Genomic DNA, 16,608 nt, shown 5'->3' on the forward strand with positions numbered 1-16,608 from the left:
GCAACGGACGTCGGTGATCCGGCCGGCGTCGGTGTCGTTCCCCGCTGCCCGCGGGGGCGGGCCCGGCGCGACAGCGGCAGGAGCGGCTGGACCGGGAGGGTGAGCGCGATGCCTGACATACGACCCACCGCGGGCTCCGGTGCGCTGGTTCTCAACGCCACCTACGAGCCGCTGTGTGTCGTGTCGGTGCGTCGGGCCGCCATCCTCGTGCTCTCCGCCAAGGCGGTCTGCGTCGCCGACGGCGACGGCATCCTGCACAGCGCGCGCAACGCGCTGCCGGTCCCCTCGGTGGTCCGGCTGACCCGCTACGTCCGGGTCCCGTACCGCACCCACATCGGGCTCTCCCGCCGGGCGATCTTCGCCCGTGACGGCTGGCGCTGCGCGTACTGCCGCGGGCCGGCGGAGACCATCGACCACGTCTTCCCGCGCAGCCGGGGCGGCCGGCACGCCTGGGAGAACGTGGTGGCGGCGTGCGCCCGGTGCAACCACACCAAAGGCGACAAGACCCCGGCCGAGCTGGGCTGGCGGCTGCACAACCCGCCGGCGATCCCCAAAGGGACGGCGTGGCGGGTGCTCGGGCACCGGGCGCCGGACCCGCGCTGGGCGGACTGGCTCGACCTGCGCGAGCCCGAGTCCGAGGCGGCCTGACCCGGCCGCTCAGCGCCGCGCCTGCACCAGCGAGGCGTACACCACCAGGTTGTCGGCGTACCCGGTCTCGCCGCCCACCCAGCGCCCACCGCAGGTGATCAGCCGCAGGTTGGGGCGGCTGAAGTCGCCGTACACGTCCGCCACCGGCAGGCGCTCCTTGCCGTAGCGCTCGATCCGGGTCACCTCGAAGACGGCGACCGAGTGGTCCTCGCGGGTCACCTCGATCCGGTCGCCGTCGTCGAGGTTCTTCAGGTCGTGGAAGACGGCGGGTCCGGTGGTCGTGTCGACGTGCCCGACGATCACCGCCGGCCCGTACTGCCCGGGGGTGGGGCCCTGGTCGTACCAGCCGACCTCGCCGGCACGTCCGACGTCCGGTACGGCGATGCTGCCGTCGGAGGCCAGGCCGACCCGGTGCACCGGCGCCCGCAGGTCGATGTCGTTGATGCTGAGGTCGGTCGGCGGGCTGGCGGTCAGCACGGGGAACTTCTTCGGCGGCGGGCGCAGCCCGGCGGTGAGCTGCTCGGGCAGCACGCTGATCCCGGTCACCCGTTCCACCCCGAGCATCGCCACGATCAGCGCCATCAGCGCGGCGACCACCAGCACCGGGGCGCCCGGGCCGCGCTGGCCGGCGTACCGCGGCTGGCCGGCGGCCCTGGTGCGGGCCGGGACCGGGCGGGTCGGCGGCTCGGTGGTGGTGACGCTGGCCGAGAAGGCGTGCCCGGCGGCGCGGGCGAACCGGCGCGCGGCGCGGGACACCAGGCGGACGCCGGTCCCGGCCGCCGATCCGGCCCGGTGCCGGCCCGGCCGGCGTGGGCCCCGGTCCGGCTGCGACCGGGGGCGGTCGTGGCGGCGCGATGAGCGGGCCATGGCCGCGCCCCGTCAGAAGCGGCTACCGGTCTTGCGCCGGGCACTCACGCCCGCCACCACCGCCACCGCGACCAGACCGCCGACCAGCAGCAGCGAGCCGGCGCCGCGGCCGCCCGCGGTGCCGCCACCCCCGGTCGCCGGGCCCTTGCTCGGCTGCGCCATGTTCAGCACGGTGAGCATGGTCGAGGCGGTGTTGCCGTTGGAGCAGGTCAGGTTCACCGGGTAGTCGCCGGGCGCCTTGTTGCCCGGGATGGTGACCGCGCCGGTGAGGAAGCCGTTGCTCGGCCGGAGCACGACCCGACCGAAGGCGTCCGAGTTCACCTGGGCCTGCCGGTCGTTGTTGTTGTCGCAGCTGGCCCGGATGCTCACCCGGGTGCCGGCCTGGGCGCTGTTCGGCGTCACCTCGACGAAGACGTTCTCCCCGGCCCGGGCCGGGGAGACACCGATCAGGACGAACGCCGCGACCAGGCCGAGCACGCTCAGCACGGCCGACATGGCGCGGCGGGACAGGAGCCCTCGCATGATTCCCCCCTTCCGGCGCGGTGCACCGGAATCCTGCTGACGGGCAGTGGGGGCCTGCATTCCCGGGGGGTTCGGGTGTTAACGGGCGCCCGGCGGCCAACCCCCGGGCGGCCCGTCCGCCCAGGCTCAGCGGCGGCGGCCGGGCGGGGGCGGCGCGGCCGGCGGCAGCGGGGTGACCGGGTGCCAGTCCAGCGGGGTGGAGAGGACCATCGTGCTGGACGGTTGGCCGTACGGGGCGAGCCGGTCGATGACGGCCTCGAACTCGCCCATCGACCCGGCCGCGACCTTGAGCATGCTGCACGCGTCCCCGGTGATCCGGTGGATCTCCATGATCTCCGGCCAGTCCGCCACCTCGGGGTCGTTGAGGATGCAGCGCGAGCCGTAGCAGGACATCCGGATCATCGCGAGCACGGTCCGGCCGGCCCGGGTCAGGTCCACCCGGGCGTGGTAGCCGGTGATCACCCCGGACTCCTCCAGCCGGCGGACCCGCTCGGCCACCGCCGGCGGGGACAGGTGCACCCGGCGGGACAGCTCGCTGTAGGAGAGCCGGGCGTCGGCCTGGAGCTCGCGCAGCAGGGCCCAGTCCATGTCGTCCACGCGGTGACCTTTCTTCCGTGAAGTCGAATGCGGCAGAAGCCTTCAGAGTGAGAAGTGCTCCCACCGTACCGCCGTTGAACAGGCATTCCATCTGCCGATCCACCCCCGGCATCATGGCCTCTACCGCGCGTACGGAGGGAGACGACGGGTGGAACAGACCACGGTTGTCCGTCCGGCCACCCCGCAGCAGCGGGCGGCCAGGGCGGCGCGTAACGGGGGCGAGCCGACGCTGGAGTTCAGCGACCGGGTGCCCTACGACGCGTACGTGCGGGCGAGCACGCTGCACCGGCTCCAGCAGCCGCTGAGCGACGACCCCGGCGAGATGTCCTTCCTGATGGTCAGCCAGATCATGGAGCTGTACTTCGGGCTGACCTGTCACGAGCTGCGGCACGCCCAGCGGGAGCTGCGGGCCGACCGGATCTGGGAGGCGCTGCCGCCGTTGCGCCGGGCCGCCCTGCACCTGGAGGGCCTCAACGCCGCCTGGCAGGGGCTGCGCTGGATGACCCCGGCCGACTTCAACCGGTTCCGGGACCGGCTCGGCGAGGGCTCCGGCTTCCAGTCGGCGATGTACCGCCAGCTGGAGTTCCTGCTCGGGCTGCGCGACCCGGCGCTGATCCGGCCGTTCCGCCGGCAGGCCGAGGTGCACGCGGAGCTGACCGCCGCGCTCGGCACGCCGAGCCTCTGGGACGACGTGGTCGCCCTGCTCGCCCGGCGCGGCTTCGACCTCCCCGACGACCTGCTGGCCCGGGACGTGTCGGCCGAGCACGAGGCGCACCCGGCCGTCGAGGCCGCCTGGGTGCGGATCTACGGCGACGCCGGCCCGGAGAACCACCTGCGGCTGCTCGGCGACGCGCTGACCGAGGTGGCCGAGGGATTCGGCGACTGGCGCTGGCACCACATCAAGGCCGTGCAGCGTTCGATGGGCGCCAAGGTCGGCAGCGGTGGTTCCGCCGGCCTGGCATGGTTGCAGCGCAGCATGGCCCGGGTGGTCTTCCCCGAGCTGTGGTCGGCCCGCACCGCGATGTGACCGGAGAACAGGACATGCACACCGAAGAAGTCGAAGCCCGCAAGCTCGACGCCGACGACCCCGGTCACCGGCACCTGTTCCTGGTGCCGCCCGCCGACGGCGGCCGCTACCCGGAGGCGGCGTACCTGGCCGGCAACTCGCTCGGCCTGCAACCCCGGGCCACCCGCGACGAACTCCTCGCCGACCTGGACGCCTGGCGCCGGCTGGGCGTCGAGGGGCACCTGGAGGCGGAGCGGCCCTGGCTGCCGTACCACGAGCTGCTGACCGCGCCGGCCGCGCGACTGGTCGGCGCGCTCCCCGCGGAGACCGTGGTGATGAACTCCCTCACGGTCAACCTGCACCTGCTGATGGTGAGCTTCTACCGGCTGGCGGGGGAGCGCACCCGGATCGTCATCGAGGACAGCGCCTTCCCCTCGGACAGCTACGCGGTGCGCAGCCAGGCCCGCTTCCACGGCCTCGACCCGGACACCACCGTGGTCCGGCTGAAGCCGCGCCCCGGCGAGGACACCCTGCGGACGCAGGACGTGCTCGACTTCCTCGCCACCGAGGGGCACACCGTCGCGCTGGTGCTGCTCGGCGGCGTCAACTACCTGACCGGCGAGCTGATGGACCTGCCGGCGATCACCGCGGCCGGCCGCGCCGCCGGCGCGGTGGTCGGCTGGGACCTGGCGCACGCGGTCGGCAACGTCCCGCTGGCCCTGCACGACTGGGACGTCGACTTCGCCGCCTGGTGCTCCTACAAGTACCTGAACTCCGGGCCGGGCGCGCTGGCCGGCGTCTTCGTGCACGAGCGGCACCTGGGTGACCCGACGCTGCCCCGCTTCGAGGGCTGGTGGAGCACCGAGGCGGCCACCCGGTTCCAGATGACCCCGGTGTCCCGGCCGCCGGCCACCGCCGAGGCGTGGCAGATCTCCAACCCGCCGATCTTCGCGATGGGGCCGGTGCGTACCTCCCTGGAGCTGTTCGACTCGGTCGGCATGCCGGCGCTGCGGGAGCGCAGCCTCCGGCTCACCGGCTACCTGGAACGGCTGCTCGACGAGGTGACCGCCGACCGGCCGCTGACCGTGGTCACCCCGCGCGATCCCGAGCGGCGGGGCTGCCAGCTCTCGGTCCGGATCGGGACGGGTGCCGGGGGCGCGGTGGGCGGCGCCAACGAGCTGACCCGGCGGCTGCGGCACGAGCACGGCGTGATCGCCGACGCCCGGGAGCCGGACATCGTGCGGTTCGCCCCGGTGCCGCTCTACTCGACGTACCACGACTGCTGGCGGGTCGCCGACGCGCTGGCCGCGACGGTGGAGAAGAACCGATGACCGAACGCGACGAGATCGCCGTCGTCGGCGCCGGGCTGGCCGGCTGCCTGCTGGCCTGCTTCCTGGCCCGGCGCGGCTACCCGGTCGCCCTCTACGAGCGGCGACCCGACCCGCGCACCGGGACGGTGGAGCGGGGCCGCTCGATCAACCTGGCGCTCTCCGACCGGGGGCTGGACGCGTTGCGCCGGATCGGCCTGGACGAGCAGGTGATGGCCGACGCGCTGCCGATGCGCGGTCGGATGATCCACCCGGTCGAGGGGGAGGCGCAGTTCCAGTCGTACAGCGTCTCCGGCGATCGGGCGATCAACTCGATCAGCCGGGGCGCGCTGAACAACGCGCTGCTCACCGCCGCCGCCGCCCGGCCCGGCGTGCGGATCGCCTTCGACCACCGGCTGGTCGGCCTCGACCCGGCCAGCGGCGAGATGACCTTCGAGACCCCGCAGGGCAAGGTCACCGAGACCGCGTCGGTCGTCCTCGGCGCCGACGGCGCCGGCTCCGCGGTGCGCGGGCAGCTGCTCGGGTACGGGGTGCTGACCGAGAGCCTGGACTTCCTCGACTACGGCTACAAGGAACTCACCATCCCGCCGATCGGCGGCGAGTTCGCCCTGGACCCGGGCGCGCTGCACATCTGGCCGCGCGGCACCTCGATGATGATCGCGTTGCCCAACCCGGACCGCTCGTTCACCTGCACGCTGTTCTGGCCCACCCACGGCACCGAGAGCTTCGCCTCGCTGGGCAGCCCGGCGGCCGTCGAGCGGTACTTCGCCACCCACTACCCGGACCTGGTGCCGCTCGCCCCGAACCTGGTCGACGACTACCAGCACAACCCGGTCGGCGTGCTCGGCACGGTCCGCTGCACGCCCTGGCAGGTGGCCGGGAAGGTGGGCCTGCTCGGCGACGCGGCGCACGCCATCGTGCCGTTCTACGGCCAGGGCGCGAACTGCGCCTTCGAGGACGTCGTCGAGCTGGACCGCTGCCTGGACGAGTGCGGGGATCAGTGGGCGTCGGCGCTGCCGCTGTTCCAGCACCGCCGGCAGGCCAACGCCGAGGCGATCGCCCGGATGGCGCTGGCCAACTTCGTGGAGATGCGGGACAAGGTCGCCTCCCCGGTGTTCCAGACCCGCAAGAAGATCGAGCACGCGCTGGAGCGGGCCTTGCCCGGCCGGTACGTGTCGCAGTACGAGCTGGTCTCCTTCTCCACCACCCCGTACGCGCAGGTGCGCCGCCGGGTGCGCCGGCAGTACCAGGTGGTGGGGGCGGTGGCGGCGGGCGCGCTGGCCGCGCTGGCCGGCGCCGTGCTGGCGGTCGGGCGCGGGAGGCGGCGATGACGCTCTGGGATCCCCGGCTGATGGCCGGGCAGGCGCCGGACGGCCCCGGCCTGCTGCGCAACTTCGTCGGCGGCGCGTTCACCGACACCGGCACCCGGTTCACCAAGCGCAGCCCGGTCACCGGCGAACCCGTCTTCGAGGTGGTCGAGGCGTCGTCGTCCGTGGTGGACGACGCGGTCGCCGCGGCCCGGGCGGCGCTGCGCGGGCCGTGGGGGCGGATGGGTGAGCGGGAGCGCGCCGAGGTGCTGCGCCGGGTCGCCGACGAGCTGGAACGCCGCTTCGACGACCTGGTCGCCGCCGAGGTGGCGGACACCGGCAAGGCCATCTCCCAGGCCCGCACGCTGGACATCCCGCGGGGCGCCGCCAACTTCCGGGCGTTCGCCGAGATCGTGGCGACGGCGCCGACCGAGTCGTTCACCACGGTCACTCCGACCGGTGGCCGGGCGCTGAACTACGCCGTCCGCAAGCCGGTCGGCGTGGTCGCGATCATCGTGCCGTGGAACCTGCCGCTGCTCCTGCTCACCTGGAAGGTGGCCCCCGCGCTGGCCTGCGGCAACGCCGTGATCGTGAAGCCCAGCGAGGAGACCCCCGCCTCGGCCACCCTGCTGGCCGAGGTGATGGCCGCGGCCGGCGTGCCGGCGGGCGTGTTCAACCTGGTGCACGGCTTCGGCCCCGGCTCGGCCGGCGAGCACCTGACCCGGCACCCGGGCGTGGACGCGATCACCTTCACCGGCGAGTCGGCCACCGGCAGCGCCATCATGCGCGCCGCCGCCGACGGGGTGAAGGCGGTCAGCTTCGAGCTGGGCGGCAAGAACGCCGGGCTGGTCTTCGCCGACGCCGACCTGGACGCCGCGGTGGCCGGCTCGGTCCGGTCCAGCTTCACCAACGGCGGCCAGGTCTGCCTCTGCACCGAACGGATCTACGTGCAGCGGCCGGTCTTCGAGGAGTTCACCGCCCGGCTGGCCAAGCGCGCCGACGAGCTGGCGTACGGCTGGCCGGCGGACGAGGCGACGGTGAACATGCCGCTGATCTCGCACAGCCACCGGGACAAGGTGCTCGGCCACTACGACCTGGCCCGTACCGAGGGCGCCGAGGTGCGCGCCGGGGGCGGGACGCCGCGCTTCGGCGACGCCCGCGACGGCGGCGCGTACGTGCAGCCGACGGTGCTCACCGGGTTGGGGCCGGACGCCCGCACCAACCGGGAGGAGATCTTCGGACCGGTGGTGCACGTCGCGCCGTTCGACGACGAGGACGAGGCGTACGCCCTGGCCAACGGCACCGACTACGGCCTGGCGGCGACGGTCTGGACCCGGGACGTGGGACGCGCGCACCGGGCCGGGGCCCGGCTGGACGCCGGGATCGTCTGGGTGAACACCTGGTTCCTGCGCGACCTGCGCACCCCGTTCGGCGGGGTGAAGGCGTCCGGCATCGGCCGGGAGGGCGGCGTGCACTCGCTCGACTTCTACTCCGAACTCACCAACGTCTGCGTGGACCTGTCGTGAGCGGGCGGGGGACCGGCGGTGGTGCGCGCGGCGGGCAGAATGGCCGGCATCGTGAGCGCGCGGAGCGGGCCGGAGCGGCGGACCGCACGCAGCGCCGTGAGCGAACGCGAGGAGCCGGCATGACCGTCGACATCGAGGCCGCCAACCGGGAACTGGCCATGGCCCGGCAGGACGAGAAGCCCTGCCCGCCGCTGCGCGGCCGGTTGCTGCCGGAGGGCGACATCGAGGCCGCCTACCAGGTGCAGCAGGTCTACACCCGGCAGCGGCTCGGCAAGGGCTACCGTCGGGTGGGGGCGAAGATCGGGCTCACCTCCCGGGCGGTGCAGGAGAGCTTCGGCGTCTTCCAGCCCGACTTCGGAGTGCTCTTCGACGACATGGCCGTACCGGACGGGGTCGAGGTGCCGATCGGGCGGCTGCTGCAACCGCGGGTGGAGGCGGAGATTGCCTTCGTGCTCGGCCGGGACCTGCCGGACGAGCGGGTCACCACGGTCGACCTGCTCCGCGCCGTCGACCACGTGCTGCCGGCCATCGAGATCGTCGACTCGCGGATCGCCGGCTGGGACATCTCCATCGTGGACACCGTGGCGGACAACGCCTCCAGCGGTCTCTTCGTGCTCGGCACCGCGCCGCGCCGGCTCGCCGACGTGGACCTGCGGCTGGCCGGCATGGTGCTGGAGCGCGCCGGGGAGCCGGTCTCGGTGGGCGCCGGGGCGGCCTGCCTCGGCAACCCGCTGCACGCGCTGGAGTGGCTGGCCGGCACCATGGCCCGCGCCGGCGACCCGCTCAAGGCCGGGGACGTGGTGCTGTCCGGGGCGCTCGGCCCGATGGTGCCGGTGACGCCGGGCGCCGGGTACGAGGCGCGGATCTCCGGGCTCGGCTCGGTGCGGACCTGTTTCTCCAAGGAGACGCGATGAGCGAGCGTCAGCCAGCGAATCATCAACGCAGCCGCCTGGTGCCTCATGGCGGCACGAAGCGAAGCGGAGTGCCGGCATGAGTGTCGGGGTGGCGGTGCTCGGGTCGGGCAACATCGGCACCGACCTGATGATCAAGGTGTTGCGGCTCAGCACCGACCTGCGGATGGTCGCGATGGCCGGCATCGACCCGGCCTCCGACGGTCTGGCCCGGGCCCGCCGGCTCGGCGTGGCGACCACCGCCGACGGCGTGGACGGCCTGGTGGCGATGCCCGAGTTCGCCGACGTCGAGCTGGTCTTCGACGCCACCTCGGCCGGCGCGCACCGCCGCCATGACGAGGTGCTGCGCGCGCACGGCCGGACCGTGGTCGACCTGACCCCGGCCGCGGTCGGCCCGTACGTGGTCCCGCCGGTCAACCTCGACGAGCACCTGCACGAGCCGAACGTCAACATGGTCACCTGCGGCGGGCAGGCCACCGTGCCGATCGTGCACGCGGTCGGCCGGGTCACCCCGGTCGCGTACGGGGAGATCGTCGCCTCGATCGCCTCGAAGTCGGCCGGCCCCGGCACCCGGTCCAACATCGACGAGTTCACCGAGACCACCGCCCGGGCCATCGAGGTGGTCGGCGGCGCCGGGCGCGGCAAGGCCATCATCGTGCTGAACCCGGCCGACCCGCCGCTGCTGATGCGGGACACCGTCTACTGCCTCTGCCCGGACGCCGACGCCGACCGGGCCGCGATCGCCGCCTCGGTGGCCGACATGGTGGCCACCGTGCAGGAGTACGTCCCCGGCTACCGGCTCAAGCAGGACGTGCAGTTCGACCGGGTGGACACCTACGCGCCGGTGCTCGGCCGGCACTTCACCGGGCTCCAGGTCTCGGTCTTCCTGGAGGTCTCCGGCGCCGGGCACTACCTGCCCGCGTACGCCGGGAACCTGGACATCATGACCTCGGCCGCGCTGCGCACCGCCGAGCGGCTGGTCGCGCTCCGGACGGCGGCCGGGGTGAGCGCGAGGAGCGCGGCGGAGCGGAGCCCCGCGGTCGCGCACAACGGGGGGATCGCATGACCGACCTCTACATCCAGGACGTGACGCTGCGCGACGGCATGCACGCAATCGCCCACCGGTACACCGTGGACCAGGTGCGGACCATCGCCGCCGCGCTGGACGCGGCCGGGGTGGCCGCGATCGAGGTCGCGCACGGTGACGGGCTGGCCGGTTCCAGCGTCAACTACGGCCACGGCGCGGCCGGCGACGCGGACTGGATCGCCGCGGCCGCCGAGGTGCTGACCAGCGCGCGGCTCACCACCCTGCTGCTGCCCGGCATCGGCACCATCGCCGACCTCAAGGCGGCGAAGGCGCTCGGGGTGACCAGCGTGCGGATCGCCACCCACTGCACCGAGGCGGACATCTCCGCCCAGCACATCTCCTGGGCCCGGGAGAACGACATGGACGTCGCCGGGTTCCTGATGATGTCGCACATGAACGACCCGGCCGGGCTGGCCGCCCAGGCCAAGCTCATGGAGTCGTACGGGGCGCACTGCGTGTACGTGACCGACTCCGGCGGCCGGCTGCTGATGTCCGACGTGGCCGAGCGGGTCGACGCGTACCGGCAGGTGCTGGAGCCGCAGACGCAGATCGGCATCCACGCCCACCACAACCTGTCGCTGGGCGTGGCGAACAGCGTGGTGGCGGTCGAGCACGGCCGGATCCTCGGCGCCGGGCCGCTCGGCTCCCCGTCCGGGCGGACCGTCCGGGTGGACGCCTCGCTGGCCGGCATGGGCGCGGGCGCCGGCAACGCCCCGCTGGAGGTCTTCGTGGCCGTCGCCGAACTGCACGGCTGGAAGCACGGCTGCGACGTGTTCGCGTTGATGGACGCGGCCGACGACGTCGTCCGGCCGCTGCAGGACCGGCCGGTGCAGGTGGACCGGGAGACGCTCTCCCTGGGGTACGCGGGCGTGTACTCCAGCTTCCTGCGGCACGCCGAGCGCGCCTCCGCGAAGTACGGCGTGGACGTCCGGTCGATCCTGGTCGAGCTGGGCCGGCGCCGGATGGTCGGCGGCCAGGAGGACATGATCGTGGACGTGGCGCTCGACCTCGCCGGCACGGAGGCGGGGAACGCCGGGAGTGAGCCGGGCCCGCGGGCCCCGGAGCCGCGAACGAAAGGTGGCGCAGCATGATCGGGCCGGACATCGCGGGCATCGCCGAGAAGCTGGGCGCGGCGGCCGACACCGCCAGCGCCATCCCGCAGCTCGCCGCCGAGACCGGCCTCGACGTCGACGCCGCGTACGCGGTGCAGACCGCGCTGCTGCAACGCCGGCTGGACCGGGGTGAGCGGCTGATCGGGCTGAAGATGGGGCTGACCAGCAAGGCCAAGATGGCCCAGGTGGGCGTGGACGAGGTGATCTGGGGCCGGCTCACCGACGTGATGCGGGTGCCCGACGGTGGCACGGTCGACGTGGCCGAGTTCATCCACCCCCGGGTCGAGCCCGAGGTGGCGTTCCTGCTGGACCGCCTTCCCGAGCCCGGCGAACCGGTCGGCGCGTTCACCGAGGCGGTCCGCGCGGTGGCCCCGGCGATCGAGCTGATCGACTCCCGGTACGCGAACTTCACCTTCTCCCTGCCGGACGTGATCGCCGACAACACCTCGGCCGCGGCGTTCGTGGTCGGCCCCTGGTCGCCGGTGCCGGACGGGCTGGACAACCTGGGCGTGCTGCTGGAGATCGACGGGCGGGTGGCCCAGGTCGGCTCGACGGCGGCGATCCTCGGTGACCCGCGCCGCGCCCTGGACGAGGGCCTGCGGCTGGCCGGCCGGCACGGCGTGCGGCTGCGCGAGGGCTGGGTGTTCCTGGCCGGCGCGGCCACCGCCGCCGTGCCGCTGCGCCCGGGCGCGCACGTCCGCGCCGTCGTCGAGAAGCTGGGCACGGCGTCGCTGCGAGCTGCGTCGTGACCGCTCGGGTGGTGGCCGGGAAGGCCGTGCCGCGGGGGGCGTTTCCGCACGTGAAGGTGGCCGGCGGGTTCGTCTTCGTGTCCGGCACGTCGTCGCGGCGGCCGGACAACACCTTCGCGGGCGTGACGGTGGACGAGTTCGGCACCACCGACCTGGACATCCGCGCCCAGACCCGGGCCGTGATCGAGAACATCGGCGACCTGCTGGCGTCGGTCGGGGCGGACCTGTCCGACCTGGTGCAGGTCACCAGCTACCTGGTCAACATGAACGACTTCGGTGGCTACAACGAGGTGTGGGCGGAGTTCTTCGACGCCACCGGTCCGACCCGGACCACGGTGGCCGTGCACCAGCTCCCGCACCCGCACCTGCTGATCGAGATGCAGGCCGTGGCCCTACTACCGTCGGGAGGTCCGTCATGAGTGAGATCGCCGAGCCGTTCAGCTTCTCCGGCTGGATCGGGGAGAACCAGCACCTGCTCAAGCCGCCGGTGGGCAACAAGGAGATGCTGCCCGGCAGCGACGACTTCATCGTCATGGTGGTGGGCGGCCCGAACCAGCGCACCGACTTCCACGTCGACCCGTACGAGGAGTTCTTCTACCAGGTCAAGGGCAACATGCACATCAACCTGATGCTGCCGGAGGGCCCGCGTACGGTGCACGTCCGCGAGGGCCAGATGTGGATGCTGCCGCGCAACACCCCGCACTCGCCGCAGCGGCCGGAGGCCGGCTCGATCGGCATGGTCATCGAGCGGGTCCGCGAGGAGGGCACCCTGGAGAAGTTCCGGTGGTACTGCCCCGAGTGCAGCCACCTTGTGCACGAGGTAGAGCTCCAGGTGCGCGACATCGCCGCCGACCTGCCCCCGGTGTTCCAGGCGTTCTACGCCGACGAGAAGGCCCGCACCTGCACCAACTGCGGCGCGCTGCACCCGGGCAAGGGCTGATGACCGGATCTGCCGCGCGGTCCCCGCTGGTGGACGTGCACACGCACGTCGTACCGAAGGGATGGCCGGACCTCGCCGCGGCCTGCGGCGGGTCCGGCTGGCCCTGGCTGCGGGTGGACTCCGAACGCGCCGCCATGATCATGGTGGGCGGGACGGAGTTCCGGCCGGTCGGCGCGGAGTGCTGGGATGCCGGCACCCGGCTCGCCGACATGGCCGCCGACGGGGTGGACGTGCAGGTGGTCTCGCCCACCCCGGTCTTCTTCAGCTACGACCGCCCGGCCGACCAGGCGGTCAAGGTGGCCCGGATCTTCAACGACCTGACGCTGGAGGTCACCGCCGCCGGGGGTGGCCGGCTGGTGCCGTTCTGCCAGGTGCCGTTGCAGGATCCGGACGCCGCCTGCGCCGAACTGGACCGCTGCCTGGCGGCCGGGCACGCCGGGGTGGAGATCGGCAACCACGTCGGCGACCGGGACCTCGACGACCCCGGCATCGTGCAGTTCCTCACCCACTGCGCCCAGGTGGGCGCCCCGGTCTTCGTGCACCCGTGGGACATGCCGGGCGGCCCCCGGCTGGACCGCTGGATGGCCCGCTGGCTGGCCGGGATGCCCGCCGAGACGCACCTGTCCGTGCTGGCGCTCATCCTCGGTGGGGTCTTCGACCGGGTGCCGGAGACGCTGCGGATCTGCTTCGCGCACGGCGGCGGCAGCTTCCCGTTCTGGCTGGGCCGGGCCGACAACGCCTGGCACCGCCGTGGCGACCTGGTCCGGGGCGCCTCCACCGCCCCGCCCAGCAGCTACGTCGACCGGTTCAGTGTCGACTCGGTGGTGTTCGAGCCGGCCGCGCTGCGGTTGCTGGTCGACACGCTGGGCGAGGACCGGGTGCTGGTCGGCAGCGACTACCCGTATCCGCTGGGGGAGCGGCCGGTGGGGCAGGTGGTCCACAAGGCCGACTTCCTCACCGCCGACCAGCGGGACAAGCTGCTCGGCGGCAACGCGCTGCGCTTCCTGCACGGCTGACACCGAGCCGCGGCGAGTCGGGGTGTCCCTGCACAGGGACCGGCCGACTTGCCGCACGGTGAGTCGATTAAGCCGCGATCAACGGGCAGGATGGCGGTATGGCCGAGCCGCACGACCTGACCGCGCTGGAGCAGGCCGCCGCGATCCGCCGGGGTGAGCTGTCCAGCGTGGAGCTGGTCGAGCACCAGCTGCGCCGGGTCGACGCGCTAGCCGACACCGTCGGCGCGTTCGTCACCGTCACCCCCGAGCGGGCCCGGGCGGCCGCGCGGGCCGCCGACGCCGCGCCGGTGGACGAGCGCGGGCCGCTGCACGGCGTACCGACCGCGATCAAGGACCTGACGCTGACCGCCGGCGTACGCACCACCTTCGGCTCGGCCGCGTTCGCCGACTTCGTCCCGCCCGTCGACGCCGACGTGGTGCGGCTCATGGCCGACGCCGGACTGGTCAGCCTCGGCAAGACCACCACCTCCGAGCTGGGCTGCTCGCTCTACTCGGAGGGCCTGGTGGCGCCGCCGGCCCGCAACCCGTGGCACCTCGCGTACACGGCGGGCGGGTCCAGCGGCGGCGCGGCCGCGGCGGTCGCCGCCGGCCTCGTACCGGTGGCGCAGGGCTCCGACGGCGGCGGCTCGCTGCGCATCCCGGCGTCCCTGTGCGGCCTGGTCGGTTACAAGCCGAGCCGGGGGCTGGTCTCCGGCGGCCCGCTCGGCTTCGGCGCATTCGGGCTGCCCACCAACGGCCCGCTGGGGCGGACCGTCACCGACGTCGCGGCGCTGCTCGACGTGCTCGCGCGGCCGGTGCCCGGCGAGCCGTACCTGCCGCCGGTCCCGCCCGCCGGCGGCTACCTGGCCGCCGCCCGGGACGCCGCCCCGGGCCGGCTGCGGATCGGCCGCTTCACCGCGCCGATGCTCGCCGACGTGCCGGTGCACCCCGACTGCCTGGCCGCCGTCGACCGGGCCGCCGAGCTGCTCACCGCGGCCGGCCACGAGGTGGTCGAGGTTCCCGCGCCGCTCGGCCCCGCGGCCTGGCCGCTCTTCGAGACCGTCTGGTACGTGCTGGCGCTCGCCCCGGTGCCCGGCGGGCGGGAGAGCGACCTGCTGCCGCTGACCCGGTTCCTGCGCGAGCGGGGCGCGGCCGTCGGCGCCGGCGCGCTGATGGCCGCGCTCGGCGAACTCCAGGCCCAGGTACGCCTCGGCGTCCGCCGCACCGCCGGCTGCGACCTGCTGCTCTGCCCCACGCTGGCCGCCCCGCAGGCGCCCGTGGGCGCGTTCGCCGGCCTCGACCCGGCGGACGATTTCGACCAGCAGCGCCGGTTCTCGCCGTACTGCGCCATCTTCAACGTCACCGGCGACCCGTCCGTTTCGCTGCCGGTCGGTCGCACCGCCGACGGGCTGCCCGTCGGGGTGCTGCTCACCGGCCGGTACGGTGCCGACGCGACATTGATCGGTGCTGCCGCGCAACTGGAGCACGCCTGTGGCGGATGGGATCAGCACCCCGCAATCTGGCGGGCGGCCGGCTCCGCTAACGTGAACATCACAAGCGGGATCGGGTACGCGTCGGAATGACCGTCCACCCGACCCGGAGCATTCCTGGTCTCTCTTTCCGCCTGGGGGCGTTGGGATTGTCTGTTACCGAGACGTTGGTGGTCTTCGTCGGCATCCCGGCGGCCGTGGTGCTGGTGATCGCCGGCCTGGTGTTCGCCGGCAGCGGCCGTGGCGGCGGTGGCGGCGCGAAGCGCTACCGGCCGGGCCGGCGCTTCGACTTCACTCCGGTCTGGTTCCTGGGCCGTCCGGAGCAGCTGGCCGACTCGGCCGGCACCGCACTGGCCGCCGGCGCGCAGGCGCCGGCGCTGACCAGCCGCAAGCAGGAACTGGCCGGCCGGGAGGCGCCGGCCGGTGGAACCGGAGGCGCAAGTGACCGTTGGTGAGAAGCAGGCGGCGGCGGGGGTCGGTAACCCGCCCGAGGTGCTGGACGGGCCCTTCTCGACCCGCCAGCTGCTCCGCATCGACGAGGCGCTGCGCCTGGCCGACAAGGGCACCGGGCTGGTCTTCTCGGTCTACGTGGGCGGCCTCGACGAGCCGATCCGGGAGCACGCCGAGCGGCTGCACCGGCAGCTCGCCGAGCCGGACCGCTCGGTGCTGATCGCGGTGTCGCCCAACCAGCGCCAGCTGGAGATCGTCACCGGCCGGTACGCCCGCAAGCGCATCCCGGACACCTACGCCAAGCTCGCCGCGCTCTCCATGGTGGCCTCCTTCGGCGGCGGCGACCTGGCCGGCGGCGTCATCCAGGGCCTCGACCAGCTCGCCAGCCACGCCGGCAAGGGCTGAGCCGACCCGCACCCACGACGAAGCCCGGTCCGCGAGCAACGCGGGCCGGGCTTCTTCGTGCTCGACTCAGCGAGGCCAGGCGCTCGGGTCGAGGCGCATCGGCCAGGGCTCGTCGACCTGCACCGGGTCGTCCGGCCCGATCGTGCCGAGCGGGTCGTAGTGCACGCCCTTCGCCAGCTGGTAGCGGTATACCACCGGGCCGAAGTCACCCCGCTCCACCCGCCAGTAGTGCGGGATGCCGGCCTCGGCGTAGAGCGCCGGCTTGGTGAACCGGTCATGGCGACGGCTGTTGGGCGACTCCACCTCGACGACCAGCGCGACGTCGGCCGGATCCGTCCACAACTGGCCCCGGGGCGCGTCCGGCTTGAGCACGGTGATGTCCGGGATCAGATTGCCGTCGGGGATGCGCACGCCGATTTCGCGAATCACTCGCCAGCCTGCCGGGGCCGCCTGGCGCAGCGACATCCGGATGTCGTCGGCCAACTCGTGGTGGTCCGGCCCGGCAGGTGGCGTCACGTGCAGGCTTCCGTCGATGAGCTCGTAACGGCTTCCGTTCTCGGGCAGGTCGAGAAGGTCCTGCTCACGCCAGCGTCTCTCCGGTGGGCGCCACTCGTGGGTCGGCTGTGCCATCACGTCCACCTCCTCTCCACACGATAACGGCCGGGGCC

19 protein-coding genes are annotated in these 16,608 nt (G+C 73.6%); 15 read left to right on the forward strand and 4 right to left on the reverse strand.

What is annotated here, in order from left to right; genetic code table 11:
* Positions 1-108 precede the first annotated feature (108 nt).
* Positions 109-648 carry an HNH endonuclease gene (locus tag ACIBPB_RS22840; protein WP_357318612.1) on the forward strand — a complete coding sequence of 180 codons (540 nt, stop codon included), beginning with the start codon at positions 109-111 and terminating at the stop codon, positions 646-648.
* A gap of 9 nt (positions 649-657) precedes the next feature.
* Here ACIBPB_RS22840 and ACIBPB_RS22845 read toward each other — a convergent pair whose 3' ends face one another.
* From ACIBPB_RS22845 to ACIBPB_RS22855, 3 genes are all read right to left on the reverse strand, one after another.
* On the reverse strand, positions 658-1,515 hold the full coding sequence (locus tag ACIBPB_RS22845) for a class F sortase (protein ID WP_396841506.1): 858 nt from the start codon (positions 1,513-1,515) through the stop codon (positions 658-660).
* 12 nt (positions 1,516-1,527) lie between these two features.
* Entirely contained in the window at positions 1,528-2,037 is a 510-nt protein-coding gene (locus ACIBPB_RS22850; RefSeq protein ID WP_396841507.1) for a hypothetical protein, read from the reverse strand.
* A gap of 126 nt (positions 2,038-2,163) precedes the next feature.
* Positions 2,164-2,634, reverse strand: coding sequence for an Lrp/AsnC family transcriptional regulator (locus ACIBPB_RS22855; RefSeq protein ID WP_396841508.1), 471 nt, complete (start codon positions 2,632-2,634; stop codon positions 2,164-2,166).
* A 148-nt stretch (positions 2,635-2,782) separates the two neighbouring features.
* On the opposite strand from ACIBPB_RS22855, the gene ACIBPB_RS22860 reads away from it, so the two are divergent.
* The 14 genes from ACIBPB_RS22860 to ACIBPB_RS22925 all read left to right on the forward strand — a co-directional run bounded on the left by ACIBPB_RS22860 (position 2,783) and on the right by ACIBPB_RS22925 (position 15,940).
* Complete coding sequence (locus ACIBPB_RS22860; RefSeq protein ID WP_396841509.1) at positions 2,783-3,661, forward strand: tryptophan 2,3-dioxygenase; 879 nt, start codon at positions 2,783-2,785, stop codon at positions 3,659-3,661.
* A gap of 14 nt (positions 3,662-3,675) precedes the next feature.
* Positions 3,676-4,971, forward strand: a complete 1,296-nt coding sequence (gene kynU / locus ACIBPB_RS22865; RefSeq protein WP_396841510.1) for a kynureninase — start codon at positions 3,676-3,678, stop codon at positions 4,969-4,971.
* Positions 4,968-6,299 (forward strand): FAD-dependent oxidoreductase, encoded by a 1,332-nt coding sequence (locus tag ACIBPB_RS22870; protein WP_396841511.1) that lies wholly within the window; start codon positions 4,968-4,970, stop codon positions 6,297-6,299. Before kynU ends, ACIBPB_RS22870 begins: the two co-directional genes overlap by 4 nt.
* Before the next feature lie 20 nt (positions 6,300-6,319).
* Positions 6,320-7,801, forward strand: a complete 1,482-nt coding sequence (locus ACIBPB_RS22875) for a 2-hydroxymuconic semialdehyde dehydrogenase (protein WP_396841559.1) — start codon at positions 6,320-6,322, stop codon at positions 7,799-7,801.
* Positions 7,802-7,920: 119 nt separating this feature from the next.
* Positions 7,921-8,715 (forward strand): 2-keto-4-pentenoate hydratase, encoded by a 795-nt coding sequence (locus ACIBPB_RS22880; RefSeq protein WP_396841512.1) that lies wholly within the window; start codon positions 7,921-7,923, stop codon positions 8,713-8,715.
* Between the two features lie 76 nt (positions 8,716-8,791).
* Entirely contained in the window at positions 8,792-9,778 is a 987-nt protein-coding gene (locus ACIBPB_RS22885; protein WP_396841513.1) for an acetaldehyde dehydrogenase (acetylating), read from the forward strand.
* Complete coding sequence (gene dmpG, locus ACIBPB_RS22890) at positions 9,775-10,890, forward strand: 4-hydroxy-2-oxovalerate aldolase (RefSeq protein WP_396841514.1); 1,116 nt, start codon at positions 9,775-9,777, stop codon at positions 10,888-10,890. Before ACIBPB_RS22885 ends, dmpG begins: the two co-directional genes overlap by 4 nt.
* The gene (locus ACIBPB_RS22895) at positions 10,887-11,660 is read left to right on the forward strand and encodes a 2-keto-4-pentenoate hydratase (protein WP_396841515.1); all 774 of its coding nucleotides are present in this window, start codon (positions 10,887-10,889) and stop codon (positions 11,658-11,660) included. Before dmpG ends, ACIBPB_RS22895 begins: the two co-directional genes overlap by 4 nt.
* A complete protein-coding gene (locus ACIBPB_RS22900; protein WP_396841516.1) occupies positions 11,657-12,079 on the forward strand; it encodes a RidA family protein in 423 nt (140 codons plus the stop codon). Before ACIBPB_RS22895 ends, ACIBPB_RS22900 begins: the two co-directional genes overlap by 4 nt.
* Entirely contained in the window at positions 12,076-12,600 is a 525-nt protein-coding gene (locus ACIBPB_RS22905; protein WP_396841517.1) for a 3-hydroxyanthranilate 3,4-dioxygenase, read from the forward strand. The genes ACIBPB_RS22900 and ACIBPB_RS22905 overlap by 4 nt, the downstream gene beginning before the upstream one ends.
* Positions 12,600-13,616 carry an amidohydrolase family protein gene (locus ACIBPB_RS22910; RefSeq protein WP_396841518.1) on the forward strand — a complete coding sequence of 339 codons (1,017 nt, stop codon included), beginning with the start codon at positions 12,600-12,602 and terminating at the stop codon, positions 13,614-13,616. Before ACIBPB_RS22905 ends, ACIBPB_RS22910 begins: the two co-directional genes overlap by 1 nt.
* A gap of 98 nt (positions 13,617-13,714) precedes the next feature.
* Entirely contained in the window at positions 13,715-15,178 is a 1,464-nt protein-coding gene (locus ACIBPB_RS22915; protein ID WP_396841519.1) for an amidase, read from the forward strand.
* Between the two features lie 74 nt (positions 15,179-15,252).
* A complete protein-coding gene (locus ACIBPB_RS22920; RefSeq protein ID WP_396841560.1) occupies positions 15,253-15,540 on the forward strand; it encodes a hypothetical protein in 288 nt (95 codons plus the stop codon).
* Positions 15,527-15,940, forward strand: coding sequence for a DUF5130 family protein (locus ACIBPB_RS22925; RefSeq protein WP_357318659.1), 414 nt, complete (start codon positions 15,527-15,529; stop codon positions 15,938-15,940). The genes ACIBPB_RS22920 and ACIBPB_RS22925 overlap by 14 nt, the downstream gene beginning before the upstream one ends.
* A gap of 66 nt (positions 15,941-16,006) precedes the next feature.
* Here ACIBPB_RS22925 and ACIBPB_RS22930 read toward each other — a convergent pair whose 3' ends face one another.
* Positions 16,007-16,570, reverse strand: coding sequence for a Uma2 family endonuclease (locus tag ACIBPB_RS22930; RefSeq protein WP_396841520.1), 564 nt, complete (start codon positions 16,568-16,570; stop codon positions 16,007-16,009).
* Positions 16,571-16,608: the final 38 nt, after the last annotated feature.

Origin of the sequence: Micromonospora sp. NPDC049836 (assembly GCF_044465125.1) — a bacterium.
In the GTDB taxonomy this organism is placed as follows: domain Bacteria; phylum Actinomycetota; class Actinomycetes; order Mycobacteriales; family Micromonosporaceae; genus Micromonospora.